This window comes from Kibdelosporangium phytohabitans (assembly GCF_001302585.1).
Classification (GTDB): Bacteria; Actinomycetota; Actinomycetes; order Mycobacteriales; family Pseudonocardiaceae; genus Kibdelosporangium; species Kibdelosporangium phytohabitans.
In genome coordinates this window covers 8,521,898-8,534,643 of sequence record NZ_CP012752.1, presented here as the reverse complement: position 1 = coordinate 8,534,643, position 12,746 = coordinate 8,521,898, and the positions used below count along the sequence as shown (strand labels likewise).

The window sequence follows — 12,746 nt, the reverse complement described above, 5'->3', positions numbered from 1 at the left end:
CCATTCGTCGTTGACTGGGGTTACTCCCACGCGCCTGCGGCGCGGGCTCGGGCGACGAGGGCATCCCGTCGCGCGTCGGCTTCGTCGATCGCGGCCTGGGCCGACGCCTGCACGAGCCGACCGTTTTCCAGCAGCACACGGCCGTCGACCATGACCGTGACGATGTCCGTGGCGCGGCCCTGCCGGACCAGTGCCTCGGCCAGGTCGCCCGTCGGCAGCAGGTTCGCCGCCGAGCCGTCGAGCAACAGCAGGTCGGCCCGTTTGCCGGGGGTGATCGAGCCGGTCACGCCGTCGAGCCCGAGGTCACGCGCACCGGCGATCGTCGCCATCTCCAGCAGCCGGCGCGGCGTGACCTCCCCGGCCCCGCACCGCGCTGTCTCGACCGCTTCCACGGCCCGCAGCGTGGTGAGGACGTCCGGAGCCGTCGGCATCGCGAGCGTGTCGGTCGACAGCGACACAGGCACGCCCGCCGCCATCAGCTCGCTGACCAGTGGGAATCCCATCGTGCGCAGCTCGGTGATCGGGCTGAGCGACACCCGGGTGCCGGTCTCGGCCAGCGCGGTGATGTCGTCCGGCGAGGCGTGCACGGCGTGCACGATCTGCACGTCCGGCCCCAGCAGGCCTTCGTCGGCGAGCCTGGTGAGGCCGCACGAACGGCAGCCTGCCTCGCGCAGGCAACGGTCGCAGTGCATGGTGATCGGCATGCCCAGTGCGCGTGCGGTCGTCCACTCAGGACGGTAGACGTCCGCCGGTGTCCGGTACGGGCCCCGCAGCGCCACGCCGAAGTCGAGCAGCCCGTCGGTGCACCCGGCGGGCCAGCGGTCCAGGAACGCTCGCAGGTCGGCGAGGTCCATCTGCTCACCGGACGGCGTGGAATCGCGCGGGCCGTAGGAGAACCGGCCGCGGATGCCCGCGTCGAGCTGCGCCTGCACGTTGACGTCGGCGTCCTCGGGGGAGCGGACGTTGTGGTCCCAGTTGTGCACGGTCGTGATGCCCGCGGTGACCGCTTCGGCGAGCGCGAACCGCGCCGCCCAGTAGAAGTCCTCGATGTCGTGGTGCGGCCCGAGGCCGCGCTTCACCGAGAAGTAGTCGCGCCCGGGTGCGTCGCCGACCGTTCCGCGCAGCAGGCTGTTCCACAGGTGCCAGTGCGTGTCGACGAAGCCGGGCAACGCGATGAGCCCGCTGCCGTCGACGGCGTCCGGATCGCCGGACGGCCCGGTGGTGACGGCGGTGATCACGCCGGATTCCACCGTCACGGTCGCGTCGACCAGATCGCCGAGGTGCGGATCCATCGTCACCACGGTCAGCCCGGTGATGGTCAGGTCCGTCCGTGCGGGCAGATCGGGTTCAGGAAACATGCCTGCTCACCTCCAAGGCGATGGCGACGGCCGCACCCCACGCGGCGACCGTCCAGCGGAGCGCGACCGGGGAGATCCGCCGGGCCGCCAGGACACCGAGCCGTCCGCCGACCAGCCCCGTGACCGCGAGCAGCGCGACAGGGCCCCACGCGACCGACGTGAAGGCCGCGAAGGCGATGGCCGAGACCGTGCCGACGATCAGTGACAGCACGCCCTTGAGCGCGTTGAGCCGTTGAGTCGAGTCGTCGAGCATCAGGCCGAGCACGGCGAGCATGACGATTCCCAGCCCGGCGACGAAGAACCCGCCGTAGAACGCCACCACGAACTGCGCCGACAACATCCCCGCGCGGCCCGGCTGCCCGGCGCGGCGGCGAGCGGCCCACGTGGCGACCCATGGCTGGGTCGCGAGCAGCGCGGCGGCGGCCAGCAGCAGCCACGGCACCACTGCCCGGAAGACGTCCGCGCTCACCACCAGCAGAGTCAACGCGCCTGCGCTCGCGCCGGCGACGCTGACCAGGGCGAATCGCCCGATCGTGTGCCGCTGGCCGGTCAGCTCGGCGCGATACCCGATCGAGCCGCCGAGGTAGCCCGGGACGGCGGCGACCGAGTTGGTGACGTTCGCGGTGACCGGCGGGATGCCCATCGCCAGCAAGGCGGGGAACGAGATCATCGAACCGCCGCCCGCCACCGCGTTCACGGCACCGGCGAGCAACCCGACGACTGCCAGCACGACGAATTCCCACGTTGTGTCCATCTCACCTCCCTGGCGACCCTCTTAGTATGCATTGCATGCAGTGCATGTCAACCGGGAGGCGAGAAGTTTGCATGCAATGTATGCTGGCGGGGTGAGAACTCGCGACGCAGCGTCAAGCAGCGCGGACGCCGTGTACACCACACTGCGCTTTCGCTTCGCCAACGCAGACCTGGCTCCCGGCGAGCGCCTCACGGAGGCCGCCCTCGCCCAGGAGCTGGGAGTGAGCCGCACGCCGATCCGCGAAGCGCTGGGACGCCTGCAAACCGACGGCCTGGTCGTCCCGGCTGCGCGCGGTGTCGCCGTGGCGACGTTGACCAGCGACGAGATCGGGCACATCTACGAACTGCGTGCGTCCCTGGAAGGCTTGGCGGCGGCACAAGCGGCGCGGCAACAGGCAGCGGGTCTCATCGCCCCCGCCGTGATCCGTGCGGTCCAGGAAGCGGCCGACGAGGTTGAGCGGGCTGTCGAAGAAGGTGACGCCAAGCAGTCCGCGCGGGCGAACATGGCTTTCCACCGGGCGTTCGGTGGTATTCCGGGGAACCCGTTCCTGGAGGACGCTTTGCACCGGGTGTGGGACAGGATCGCCGTGTCGACTGTGTCCAACCTCGCCGACGGCGACTGGGCCAAGACTGTGCTCCGTCAGCACCAGGACATCTGTCGGGCCATCGTCGCGGGTGACGCGGACGCCGCCAGGGTTGCCGCTGAGGGGCACATTCATGCCGCTATGCGGATTTATCGTGCTGCGCACTGAACTGCTTGCACGGAACGAGATTTTTCCCTCGCCGGGGGCTGACCTCTGGGCAGGAGCCTTTGGGCTCTGGGTCTTTGGTGGGTTCTTAGTGGCGTGGGCGCTCCTGCCCGTCGGGAACCACGGACTGTCAAGAGGTCCGTTTCGCTTTCGTTGTGTGTTGCTTCGCGTGGGCGGACCTCCTGACAGACCGTGGTTGGCGTAGCCCAGGCCGACGGGCAGGAACACCCCCGAAGCACCCCTTTGCGCTTACGCGCGGGCTGCGTTGGGTTGGTTTGCGTGCTTGCCGCTCGGGCTGGTCCGCGGTTGCGTTCTCGCTGTTGTGGCTGGGGTGTGCCCGCGCTGGTGGCCGTTGTGGTTGGTCTGCGCTTGGGTGGGCCGTGGGCTTCTGTGCTGCGTGGCCGCCGTTGTGGTTCGGTTGTGCTTCCGCTGGTGGGCGTTGTGCTTGCGTGCGGGCTGTGGGCTGTGCGCGTGTGTTTTCCCTTTCGTCAGGGTGTTTCGGTTCGCCTTTCTGGCGATCGGCTCATCGGTTTCACTCCACTCGCGGGGACTGGACGAAGTCATTGCCGGTGCGCAGCTTGGAAGAGGTTCCGGCTGCTGTCGTTCGCGACTCTGGTCCAGGAAGGTCGTGCCCCCGACAACGATGGAGCTGGACTCATGTCTTTCCGGAAGATGGCTGTGTTTGCGGCAGTGTCACTCATCATCGGCGTGGTGAACGCGCCCGCGTACTCGTCCCAGGCGGGTTCCGGTGCGGGGCGGGCTGGGGTAGTCGGGGTGTCCCCGGCCAACCTCGATGGGCCGTGGCACATCGTGAATCGCCACAGTGGCAAGTGTCTGGCTGTCAACTGGGCCAGCGGGGACGAGCGGGCGTGGGTGGTGCAGCACACCTGTGAGTACAACGCGCCTTACAACGAGGACTGGTACTTCGACGGGTCGCGGATCATCAACCGCAACAGCGGCAAGTGTCTGGCCATCAACTGGGGGAGTCACGACGAGCGGATGGTCGCCGTTCAGCTCTCCTGCGACAATTCCGCGCCGCAGAACTGGACCAGGGAGGTTCTGGGCAACGGGTACTCGCACTTCGTCAATGGCAACAGTGGCAAGTGTCTTGCCATCAACTGGGCGAGTGGTGATGAGCGTGCTTGGGCTGTGCAGCACACGTGTGAGTACAACGCGCCGTACAACGAGGAATGGCTTGTCACCTACTGATTGATGTGTGTGTGCGGCCGGTGTCTCCGGAGGGGACGCTGGCCGCCGGGAGTGGTGTCCGTGTCACCGGTTCGCCGTGTGGGCATCAGGCGAGCGGGTCGGTGAGGCGGTCGCCGTCCACGCGGGTCTCGATCTGTTTGACTTGGCGGAGGACGGGACTGATCTCCATGGTTTCCACGCCGGGCGGCGTTCCGAGGCGATCGGTGCCGAACTCGAAGAGGTTGTCGAGGTTGCGGCATTGGACGACAGCGTGGAGGTCGTGCGGTCCGGTCACCGCTGCGGCGCATCCCACCTCGGGCATCTGCGCCATGGCGCGCCGACCCGCCTGCGGACGATGACGACGCTGCCGATGTCCGATCCGGACGCTGCCGTGGCCGAGCTCCGGCGGACCGCGGGCGTGCCCGCCCCACGTCGGGATCATGTCCTACGTCCGCAGCGGCGAACGCCCGCTGGACGACCCCGCCTACGACGAACTCCTCGCGACCGCGGCCGGGATGGGGCGCCCGGTTCCTCCACCCGCAGACGCCGTCCAATGTGGTCAGAGAAGCCGCATACCGAGGGTTCGGGCCGGACGTCGAACTCGCGCTCGCCACCTTCGGCTGGGGCCGGCACGTCGAGGCGGGAGGGGCGGCGCTGCGGCTGATCCTGCGCGGCACGTTCGACCGGCACCCGGACCTCCGGGTCGTGCGGGGGCACTGGGGCGAGATGCTGCTGTTCGCCGTCGACCGGGCCGACAGCCTCTCGAACGTCGCGACCGGCCTCGATCGCCGCGTCGCCGACTACTTCCGGATTAACATCCACATCACGACCAGCGGCATGGTGACGCCTCGCCTCCAGCGGCACGCGTTGGGCTTCACGGGCGCCGACCGGATCCTGCTTTCCGGCGACTACCCGTTCCACCGCTTGGATCCGGGGACCGTCACCGCCTTCCTCGGCACGCTCCCCGGCAGTGAAGACCGGCACAAGATCGCGTACGCCAACGCCGAAGCGCTCTACCACCTGCCGGGTTCTCCCGGCGAGCCCGTTTGACGGTGGCCGTGTCCGGATCTCTGGGATCCCTGGCCGGATGCGGCGGGCACCGCGTGCCTGCCTGCGGGCAGCGTGGAAGCAGCCGACACGCGTCGAGCGTGTCCTCGGCTCGCCGTAGCCGAGCTGACCTGGAAGGATTTCGGCTCATGCAGGCGATCACCGTACGGGACCGCGACGCGGGTGCAGGCGGTCTCACTCTTACCGACATGCCGTACCCGCACGCCGCTGAGAACGACGTCATCGTGCGCGTGCACGCCGCGGGCTTCACCCCCGGCGAACTCGCCTGGCCGGGAACGTGGACCGATCGCGCGGGCCGCGACCGGACACCCAGCATCCCCGGGCACGAACTGTCCGGTGTCGTGGCCGAACTCGGCTACGGAACCACCGGCCTCACTGTGGGACAACGGGTGTTCGGGCTGACCGACTGGACCCGCAACGGCTCGCTGGCCGAGTACACCGCCGTGGAAGCACGCAACCTCGCGCCGCTCGCGGCCGACATCGACCACCCCGTGGCCGCCGCGCTGCCCATCTCCGGCCTGACCGCGTGGCAGGGGCTGTTCGACCACGCACGGCTGACGCTCGGCCAGACCCTCCTCGTGCACGGGGCAGCGGGCGGTGTCGGCTCGATCGCCGTCCAGCTCGCTCGGGACGTGGGCGCTCGCGTGATCGGGACCGGCCGGGCCGACGACCGTGATGTCGTGCTCGGCCTCGGCGCGCACACCTTCTTCGACCTGACCGCCGACGACTGGCAGCAGGCAGGCGAGGTGGATGTGGTGTTCGACGTCATCGGCGGCGACGTCCTGCGTCGATCGGCCGAACTGGTTCGCGCGGGCGGCACACTGGTCACCATCGCGGCGCCGCCGACCGTGCAGCCCGAGAACGGGCGATCCGTCTTCTTCGTCGTCGAGCCCGATCGTGCCCGGCTGACCGACCTCGCCCACCGTGTCCGGACCGGACGGCTCAACCCGATCGTCGGCGAGGTGCGCCCGCTCGCCGAAACGCCTTCCGCGTTCGCCCGGCGCCGCCGGACGCCCGGCAAGACGATCATTCAGGTCACGCGCGACTGATCCGGCGTACCCGGCCGCAGCGGCATCGGGCAAGGCGCGTGCCCGATTGTCTCCCAGGTTGGCGTGAAGTCGCCAGTCAGCCCTGAACAGGCTTGGTGTGCAGGGCAATTCCGGGACTGGTCGCCGTTTTTCCCTTGATGCAGGCGACAGACGTGGTCTCGCCGTCGTCCATCGTGCACGACCAGCCGTTGGACAGGTCCACGTTGCCCAGCGATGCCTTGGCGCGCTTGTCCGCCGGGAGCTTCACGAACTCGTCGAACACGGTGAACGCCTCGGTGCAGCCGACGCGGCCGTCCGTCGTCGAGTCGGCGATCAGGGTGTGCTCGGCGCCCGAGGAGAGGCTGACCGGGCCGCATTCCACCGGTTGCACCTTCTCGCCGCCGGTGTCGCCGGTCGGGGCCTTGGTCGAGGTCCGCGTGCCCGAGGTCATCGACTGGTTGTTGCCCGACGGCTGCGCGGGCGCGTTCGTCTGGGTCACCGTGATCGTCGGCGGTGCGGCGGCGTTTCCTGGTTCTGCGTGGCCGCAAGCGGAAAGCAGCAACGTTCCCGCGGCGACAACCGTGAGCAGAAAGGTGTTCGTGCGCGTTTTCATTGTGTCCTCCCCGTCGCTGGTTCCCTCTACGCATGGTCAGACGCGTGGTGTTCAGGTGGGTTGCTCGTTGCATTGGGACAATAACGGAGCGCAGGTCAGGACGCTGAACAAAGTGTCTATTGTAGATGTTTGAAATGAGCGGGAACGGGTGATGGTTACAGCCAGTCGTGTTCCCTGGCATATCGCGCGGCCTCGTGCCGTGTCTTCGTCTGGGTTTTCTGCATCGCGTTGGAAAGGTAGTTGCGCACGGTTCCCTCGGCCAGGTGCAGCTGGGTGGCGATGTCGGCGACCGAGTAGCCTTCTCTGGTGGCGCGCAGGACGTCGATCTCCCGGTCGGTGAGCGGGCAGTCGTCGACGACGGCGAGCGCCGAGATGTCCGGGTCGATCCACCGCTTGCCGTTGTGCAGGGTCGCGATGACCGCTGTGATGTGCGCCGGGTCCGCGGATTTGCTGACGAAGCCCTGCACGCCGAGTTTCAGCGCCTTGCGGAGGATGCCCGGCCTGGCGTGCCGGGTGAGCATGAGGATCACCTGACCCGGTCGCGTGCGGCGGATCTCCGCGACCGCGCCGAGTCCGTCCACTCCGGGCATCTCCAGGTCGATGACGAGCACGTCGGGTTCGTGCTCCAGCGTGGCCCGCACGGCCGACGCGCCGTCGTCCGCCTCGGCGAGTACGGTGATCTCGCCCTCCATCGGCAGCAGCGCGGCCAACGCCTTGCGGAGCAGGGCTTCGTCGTCAGCGAGTACGACGGTGGTCATCGGCCGTCCTTCGAGGTCGTGCCTGGAAACGCCGCCGCGGTCACGAAATTGCCGTCGTTCTGCGCCACGGTCAGTTCGCCTCCGTCGTCGGCGACGCGGCGCATGAGGGTCGCGAGCCCGCTGAGTTCCGGGAGCGGGGCGTCTGGTGCACCGTCGTTGACGATGGTGATACCCGCCTGCGCGAGCGTGATCCGCACCTGTCCGGCTTCGGCGTGCCGCAGGATGTTGGTCGTCGTCTCCCGCAGGACCTGGCCGAGCAGCCCGCTCACCCGTGTGTCCACCTCGGACTCCCGGGTGACGCGCACGTCGATGCCCGCGGCCTCGAAGAGGTTCTTGGCGTTCTCCAGCTCGGCGGAGAGGTTGAGCTCCCGCTGCGCGTACGCGAGTTCCTTCGTCTGGGTGATGGTGTCGCCGACCAGTGCGTGGATCTCGCGCAGTTCCCGCGCTGCTCGCTGCGCGTCGGTGTGCACCAGTTTCTCGGCCAGTGCGACTTTCAGCTTCACCACGTGCAGTGTATGGCCTTGGATGTCGTGCAGGTCGCTGGCGAACCGCATGCGTTCGCGCATGACGGCGAGCTCGGCTTCGCGTTGCCGTGATTCCTCGAGGTCGGCGACGATGTCGTAGAACCTCTTGTTGGGGAACATGAGCCCGGTCACGACCGCGGTGACACCGGCGGGGACGAGCACGAACTGGATCAGCGTCGCGGACACGTCACCCGGCGCCACCAGCAGCCGCACCGCGCCCACCGCGGCCACGAACACGACCAGCGCCACAGCCGCCGCGCCCCTGTGCCGTGGCAGCTGCGGGATCGTCAGGGGGCCGGCGAGCACGATGCCGTAGAAGGCTGTGCCACTGCCTATCACCAGAGCGCCGACTGTCCACACTGCCGCGGCGACCGCCATGCAGGGGAGCGCCACACGGAGGATGTCGCCCGCGGCCCAGCGCAGGAACGCCACAACGGCCACCAGCACACCCAGGCTGAGCACCAGCACGTGCCACCAGGTGCGTGAATCCATCGCCACCACGAGCGCACCGGAGACAGCGAGCAGCGGCAGGAACATCACGTTGTTGAGCCTGCGCAGCCGTCCCTTCGCCGCGTCCCTGTTCTCGGGCATTGGCCCAGTATCCCCGCGCGTCCCGCCTCGGCACCAGTGACACTGCGTCATGCCCTCACCCGATGGAATGTCATGACGAGGTGATGACGTGGTCGCACTGGCCGATCCCGGCCGCATCCACTGTGATCAGTGCATGACTTCCGCACCAGTGATCGACGTTGACCGCCTGAACATCCGGTACGGCGACTTCCACGCCGTGCGGGACCTGTCATTCCAGGTGCGGCGCGGGGAACTCTACGCGCTGCTCGGCACGAACGGGGCGGGCAAGACCTCGACCCTGGAGACCGTCGAGGGTCACCGCACCGCCACATCGGGCACTGTGCGCGTGTTCGGCGAGAACCCGGGCGACCGGCGGGCTGTGCGCCCGCGGATGGGCATCATGCTGCAGGAAAGCGGCTTCGCGCCGGACCTGACAGTGCGCGAGTCGATCCGGCTGATCGGCAAGCTCACCCAGCGCACGGACACAGTCGAGCGCGTCCTCGGCGTCGTCGACCTGACCCGCAAGGCGAATACGAAGGTGTCCCAGCTCTCCGGTGGCGAGAAGCGGCGGCTGGACTTCGCCACCGCCGTGTACGGGGCGCCCGAGCTGGTGTTCCTCGACGAACCGACCACCGGCTTGGACATCCAGTCCCGCGACGATCTGTGGGGCGCGGTGGACAGGCTGCGGGAGGGCGGGTCCACCGTCGTGCTCACCACCCACTACCTGGAAGAGGCGCAGCAGCGCGCCGACCGCATCGGCCTGATGCACCAAGGCACTCTGCACCGGGAAGGCACAGTCGCGGAACTGACGCGCACGCTGCCTGCCGTGATCACCATCGCCGTGCCGCCCACCGCGCCCGCGCTGCCGGTGCGGGCCACGCCCGACGGTGACGGCCGGTTCCGCATCGAGACCTTCAGCCTGCAGAAGGACCTGCTCGGCTTGCTGCTGTGGGCGCAGGACCACGCGGTGGAGCTGACCGAACTGGCGGCCGGGCCGACGCGACTCGACGACGTCTTCCGTTCCATCGGCAACGACTAAGGACGGCACCATGCTTCCCATCGCTCTGAGCGAGCTGATCCAGATCTTCCGCAACCGGCTGGTGCTGGTGACGAGCTTCGTCATGCCCGTCGCGGTCAGCGCGTTCTTCATCTCGCAGCACGAGCTGTTCGCCAAGATCGGCAGCCTCGGCTACATCGCGGCGATCGTGATGTTCACCGTGTCCGCGTTCGGCCTCTACACCACCTCGGTGACCACATTGGCCTCACGCAGGCAGAACCTGTTCCTGAAACGACTGCGCTCCACGGCGGCGGGTGACGCGAGCATCCTCACCGGACTCGTGCTGCCGGTCACCGTCGTCGCGACCGTGCAGATGATCGTGATCCTGGCGGTGCTCGGCGCGGTCACCGGTGTGCCGGACAACATCGGCCTGCTCGTGGCGGCGGTCGTCAGCACGGTGATCATGATGATCGGCCTGGCGCTGGCCACCGCGGGGCTGACGAACTCACCGGAACACGCCCAGGTGACCACGCTGCCCGTCAGCCTCGGCGTGATCGCCGTGGCCAGCTGGGTGGGGATCGCCGGGACAGAGCAGCTCACGCTGCTCAAGCGACTGCTGCCTGGTGGGTCCGCGACCGAACTGGTGATGAACGCGTGGAACGGCGGCGTGGCCGTGACCGACTCGCTGCTCCTGCTCGCGCCGACCGTGGCCTGGGTGGTCGTCGCGGTCGCGCTGGCCGCGAGGTTCTTCCGGTGGGAACCGCGCCGATGACCACCCGGGAGGAAGGGACGACCATGCTGATCGTCGAAGACCTGTTGCTGTTGCTGCTCGACGACGAGACCGGAGTGCCCGCCGGAGCAGGCACCCTGCACCACACGCTCGGTGGCGCCGTCCTCGTGGATCTGGCGCTGGCAGGCCGGATCGACACCGACGGCAACCGCCCGGGACTCAACGGCCCCACAGTCCTCACGGTCGGGGACGGACCGCTGGCGGATCCCCTGTTGCAGTCGGCGTACGACAAGGTCGCCGAGCGTCCCCGCCGCGTCCAGCCCCTGCTGCTCGACATCGGCAACGGCCTGTGGAAGACCGTGACCGGCCGGCTGACCGAGCGTGGCCTGGTTCGCCGTGAACGCAGGAAAGTCCTGGGTCTGTTCCGCACCACCACCTGGCCGGCCGCTGACACCCAGCACGAAGCGGAACTGCGCGAGAAGGTGCGCGCGGTGCTGGAGGACGGCGAGAACACCGACGCCCGCACAGCCGCGGTGATCGCGTTGCTGTCGGCGAGCGGAACCCTGCCGGCAATGCACCCCAGCCCGAAGTGGTCGAGCGAGGTCATCAAGCGTGCCAAGGAGTTCGAGAACGGCAACTGGGGAGCCGAGGCGGTCAGCACCGCGGTGACCCGGACGGCTGCGGCGATCGCCGCGTCGAGCGCTGCCGTCTCGGTTTCCGTCGTCACCGCGGTCACCTAGGAACGAACGCGTTCGCCGGCCACCCAACACCCCACGACAGCGGGAACCGGGCTCACACGTACAGCGATGACGTCGGCCGGGGCGCCGGGAACGAGACGACCGGGAAGACCAACCGCCGCGGCAGGCAGCGGTGACGAGCCGAACCGCGTCCGGGAGCGAACACAACCCGGCAGACGGCAGCGCGCTCGCGGCACGGACCATGGCAGCGGAGTGGTAGTCGGACGTCAAAGCGTCGAGATTGCCGCTCCGCAACGTTTCCCGGGCAGACAGGCCGGTGATTGGCGAACGGCCCCGCCACGCGTTGGGAGCGCCCATGACCACGCTGAGCCCGGCGGTGTGCGCGGCTGCCGCGGCCTCGGCGGTGAGCGGGAACTCGCTGACCGCGGCGCCGTCGGCGAGCGGCCGAGGTGGTTTCGTCGTCGTCGGAGGCGAAAGGCAGGCCGTACTCGCGGGCGAGCGCGGCGACAGCACGGCGGCGGTCCCGCACCGCGCCGGGATCGGCCGGGAGCCAGCTCAGCCAGTCGTCGAGGGCTTGGTCGTCGGCGCCGGTCCGGGCCCGCATCGCGATCCGCCAGGTCCCGGTTTCGCGGACTGCCCGCGACCCGGTGTGTGGTCCATCGCGGAGACCAGGCTGATGGCGTGCGGGAACCGGTCGAGCAGGCCCTCGGAGCAGGTCTTTCCGGTGCCGGCGTGCAGAGCGATCACGGCACCACTGCCTGCCGGAGCACGCCACGCTGGTCGCTGGTGAACGCCGCGTCGATACGGTCGAGCGGGTGGCCGGGGCCGACCAGGTCGGCGAACGGATAGCGCTGGTGGTGCTCAGCGAGGAACGCGACGCCGCCGACCAGGTCGGCCGGGCGGTAGTTGTGCACGCCCGTGCTGGTCAGCGGGCCGCGCACCGCCCGTTCCGGGTCGATGCCGACCGGCGGACCAGCCGAAACCGAACCGGCGAGCACCGCGCGTCCACCGATGCGCAGCGCCTCGACGCATTGGGCGACCGCGGCGGGATGCCCGGAAAGTTCCAGCGCCGCGTCGTACGCCTCGCGCGCGGGTTGCCCGTCGACAGCGCCGAACCGGGCAGCGGGAGCGAGTCGCACGGGATCAGGGTCAGCCACGACGACCTCAGCGCCCGCCGCGGTGGCCATCGCGCTCGCGGTCACACCGAGCATGCCTGCTCCCGTGACGAGCAGCCGACGCCCAGCGAGCGGACCAGCCTCGCCACGCGGCGTCGTCCTCTCGTGCGCCACAGCGGACCCGCCGCCGGAAGTCGCGGCGATCCTGGGCGACGGCCCGTGCCACCGGCTCGTCCGCCGGTCCTATGTGGATGACACGGCGGCATCGTCCGGCATCGAGTGGGTGCCGACCGCGGTGATCGCCGAGCTGGCCGCGGCGCTGCGGGCCGACGACTCGCTGCACCGGGGTGCTCAGCGAGGTCGCCGGCGTCACACCGCGCCGGGTCCGGGTCCGTGCCAGTGCCGAGATGCTCGAACCCGAGGTCGCCGCCCAGCTCGACGCCTCCCCTGTCCGGCCTCGGCTGGTTCATCGAGAGCCTCAACCGCGACGGCGGCGGCGACGGGCGAATGCTGTGCCTCACGCAGCGCTGGATCCGCTGTGATGTGATCCGGGTCGTCTTCGAGAGCACCCTCGGCACGGGGTAACGGATCCTCCTA

Annotated in this window: 16 protein-coding genes; 9 read left to right on the top strand and 7 right to left on the bottom strand. The window is 69.2% G+C overall.

Annotated elements, in window-relative coordinates:
• Nucleotides 1-20: 20 nt before the first annotated feature.
• Both AOZ06_RS38535 and AOZ06_RS38530 read right to left on the bottom strand, forming a co-directional pair.
• Nucleotides 21-1,358, bottom strand: coding sequence for an amidohydrolase family protein (locus tag AOZ06_RS38535; RefSeq protein ID WP_054293882.1), 1,338 nt, complete (start codon nucleotides 1,356-1,358; stop codon nucleotides 21-23).
• Complete coding sequence (locus AOZ06_RS38530) at nucleotides 1,348-2,112, bottom strand: sulfite exporter TauE/SafE family protein (protein ID WP_054293881.1); 765 nt, start codon at nucleotides 2,110-2,112, stop codon at nucleotides 1,348-1,350. Before AOZ06_RS38530 ends, AOZ06_RS38535 begins: the two co-directional genes overlap by 11 nt.
• Nucleotides 2,113-2,203: 91 nt before the next feature.
• On the opposite strand from AOZ06_RS38530, the gene AOZ06_RS38525 reads away from it, so the two are divergent.
• Complete coding sequence (locus tag AOZ06_RS38525) at nucleotides 2,204-2,863, top strand: GntR family transcriptional regulator (protein WP_169799038.1); 660 nt, start codon at nucleotides 2,204-2,206, stop codon at nucleotides 2,861-2,863.
• Between the two features lie 771 nt (nucleotides 2,864-3,634).
• Nucleotides 3,635-4,069, top strand: a complete 435-nt coding sequence (locus tag AOZ06_RS38520) for an RICIN domain-containing protein (RefSeq protein WP_169799037.1) — start codon at nucleotides 3,635-3,637, stop codon at nucleotides 4,067-4,069.
• Nucleotides 4,070-4,154: 85 nt separating this feature from the next.
• Here the strand turns inward: AOZ06_RS38520 and AOZ06_RS38515 are convergent, their stop codons facing one another.
• On the bottom strand, nucleotides 4,155-4,490 hold the full coding sequence (locus tag AOZ06_RS38515) for an Lrp/AsnC ligand binding domain-containing protein (protein WP_083472205.1): 336 nt from the start codon (nucleotides 4,488-4,490) through the stop codon (nucleotides 4,155-4,157).
• A 113-nt stretch (nucleotides 4,491-4,603) separates the two neighbouring features.
• Between AOZ06_RS38515 and AOZ06_RS58110 the strand changes: the two genes are divergently transcribed.
• Nucleotides 4,604-5,098 carry an amidohydrolase family protein gene (locus AOZ06_RS58110; protein ID WP_054293877.1) on the top strand — a complete coding sequence of 165 codons (495 nt, stop codon included), beginning with the start codon at nucleotides 4,604-4,606 and terminating at the stop codon, nucleotides 5,096-5,098.
• Nucleotides 5,099-5,244: 146 nt separating this feature from the next.
• The gene (locus tag AOZ06_RS38505) at nucleotides 5,245-6,165 is read left to right on the top strand and encodes an NADP-dependent oxidoreductase (RefSeq protein WP_054293876.1); all 921 of its coding nucleotides are present in this window, start codon (nucleotides 5,245-5,247) and stop codon (nucleotides 6,163-6,165) included.
• Nucleotides 6,166-6,241: 76 nt separating this feature from the next.
• Here the strand turns inward: AOZ06_RS38505 and AOZ06_RS38500 are convergent, their stop codons facing one another.
• From AOZ06_RS38500 to AOZ06_RS38490, 3 genes are all read right to left on the bottom strand, one after another.
• On the bottom strand, nucleotides 6,242-6,757 hold the full coding sequence (locus AOZ06_RS38500) for a hypothetical protein (protein ID WP_054293875.1): 516 nt from the start codon (nucleotides 6,755-6,757) through the stop codon (nucleotides 6,242-6,244).
• A gap of 155 nt (nucleotides 6,758-6,912) precedes the next feature.
• Entirely contained in the window at nucleotides 6,913-7,515 is a 603-nt protein-coding gene (locus tag AOZ06_RS38495; RefSeq protein ID WP_054293874.1) for a response regulator transcription factor, read from the bottom strand.
• Nucleotides 7,512-8,630, bottom strand: coding sequence for a sensor histidine kinase (locus AOZ06_RS38490; protein ID WP_054293873.1), 1,119 nt, complete (start codon nucleotides 8,628-8,630; stop codon nucleotides 7,512-7,514). The genes AOZ06_RS38495 and AOZ06_RS38490 overlap by 4 nt, the downstream gene beginning before the upstream one ends.
• 133 nt (nucleotides 8,631-8,763) lie before the next feature.
• On the opposite strand from AOZ06_RS38490, the gene AOZ06_RS38485 reads away from it, so the two are divergent.
• The 4 genes from AOZ06_RS38485 to AOZ06_RS57105 all read left to right on the top strand — a co-directional run bounded on the left by AOZ06_RS38485 (nucleotide 8,764) and on the right by AOZ06_RS57105 (nucleotide 11,824).
• The gene (locus AOZ06_RS38485) at nucleotides 8,764-9,648 is read left to right on the top strand and encodes an ABC transporter ATP-binding protein (protein ID WP_054297238.1); all 885 of its coding nucleotides are present in this window, start codon (nucleotides 8,764-8,766) and stop codon (nucleotides 9,646-9,648) included.
• Nucleotides 9,649-9,658: 10 nt separating this feature from the next.
• Nucleotides 9,659-10,378 (top strand): ABC transporter permease, encoded by a 720-nt coding sequence (locus AOZ06_RS38480; RefSeq protein ID WP_054293872.1) that lies wholly within the window; start codon nucleotides 9,659-9,661, stop codon nucleotides 10,376-10,378.
• Nucleotides 10,375-11,076 (top strand): GOLPH3/VPS74 family protein, encoded by a 702-nt coding sequence (locus AOZ06_RS38475; protein ID WP_054297237.1) that lies wholly within the window; start codon nucleotides 10,375-10,377, stop codon nucleotides 11,074-11,076. The genes AOZ06_RS38480 and AOZ06_RS38475 overlap by 4 nt, the downstream gene beginning before the upstream one ends.
• Before the next feature lie 313 nt (nucleotides 11,077-11,389).
• The gene (locus tag AOZ06_RS57105; RefSeq protein ID WP_157233480.1) at nucleotides 11,390-11,824 is read left to right on the top strand and encodes a hypothetical protein; all 435 of its coding nucleotides are present in this window, start codon (nucleotides 11,390-11,392) and stop codon (nucleotides 11,822-11,824) included.
• Here the strand turns inward: AOZ06_RS57105 and AOZ06_RS38465 are convergent.
• On the bottom strand, nucleotides 11,778-12,245 hold the full coding sequence (locus AOZ06_RS38465; RefSeq protein ID WP_054293870.1) for a zinc-binding dehydrogenase: 468 nt from the start codon (nucleotides 12,243-12,245) through the stop codon (nucleotides 11,778-11,780). The genes AOZ06_RS57105 and AOZ06_RS38465 overlap by 47 nt on opposite strands.
• A gap of 297 nt (nucleotides 12,246-12,542) precedes the next feature.
• On the opposite strand from AOZ06_RS38465, the gene AOZ06_RS38460 reads away from it, so the two are divergent.
• Nucleotides 12,543-12,734 (top strand): hypothetical protein, encoded by a 192-nt coding sequence (locus tag AOZ06_RS38460; RefSeq protein ID WP_054293869.1) that lies wholly within the window; start codon nucleotides 12,543-12,545, stop codon nucleotides 12,732-12,734.
• Nucleotides 12,735-12,746 lie beyond the last annotated feature (12 nt).

Coding starts and splice junctions, on each gene's coding strand:
- AOZ06_RS38465 (WP_054293870.1), bottom strand. CDS start 12,245: ATGCTCGGTGTGACCGCGAGCGCGATGGCCACCGCGGCGGGCGCTGAG.
- AOZ06_RS57105 (WP_157233480.1), top strand. CDS start 11,390: ATGACCACGCTGAGCCCGGCGGTGTGCGCGGCTGCCGCGGCCTCGGCG.
- AOZ06_RS38495 (WP_054293874.1), bottom strand. CDS start 7,515: ATGACCACCGTCGTACTCGCTGACGACGAAGCCCTGCTCCGCAAGGCG.
- AOZ06_RS38490 (WP_054293873.1), bottom strand. CDS start 8,630: ATGCCCGAGAACAGGGACGCGGCGAAGGGACGGCTGCGCAGGCTCAAC.
- AOZ06_RS38505 (WP_054293876.1), top strand. CDS start 5,245: ATGCAGGCGATCACCGTACGGGACCGCGACGCGGGTGCAGGCGGTCTC.
- AOZ06_RS38530 (WP_054293881.1), bottom strand. CDS start 2,112: ATGGACACAACGTGGGAATTCGTCGTGCTGGCAGTCGTCGGGTTGCTC.
- AOZ06_RS38515 (WP_083472205.1), bottom strand. CDS start 4,490: ATGATCCCGACGTGGGGCGGGCACGCCCGCGGTCCGCCGGAGCTCGGC.
- AOZ06_RS38475 (WP_054297237.1), top strand. CDS start 10,375: ATGACCACCCGGGAGGAAGGGACGACCATGCTGATCGTCGAAGACCTG.
- AOZ06_RS38480 (WP_054293872.1), top strand. CDS start 9,659: ATGCTTCCCATCGCTCTGAGCGAGCTGATCCAGATCTTCCGCAACCGG.
- AOZ06_RS38485 (WP_054297238.1), top strand. CDS start 8,764: ATGACTTCCGCACCAGTGATCGACGTTGACCGCCTGAACATCCGGTAC.
- AOZ06_RS38500 (WP_054293875.1), bottom strand. CDS start 6,757: ATGAAAACGCGCACGAACACCTTTCTGCTCACGGTTGTCGCCGCGGGA.
- AOZ06_RS38535 (WP_054293882.1), bottom strand. CDS start 1,358: ATGTTTCCTGAACCCGATCTGCCCGCACGGACGGACCTGACCATCACC.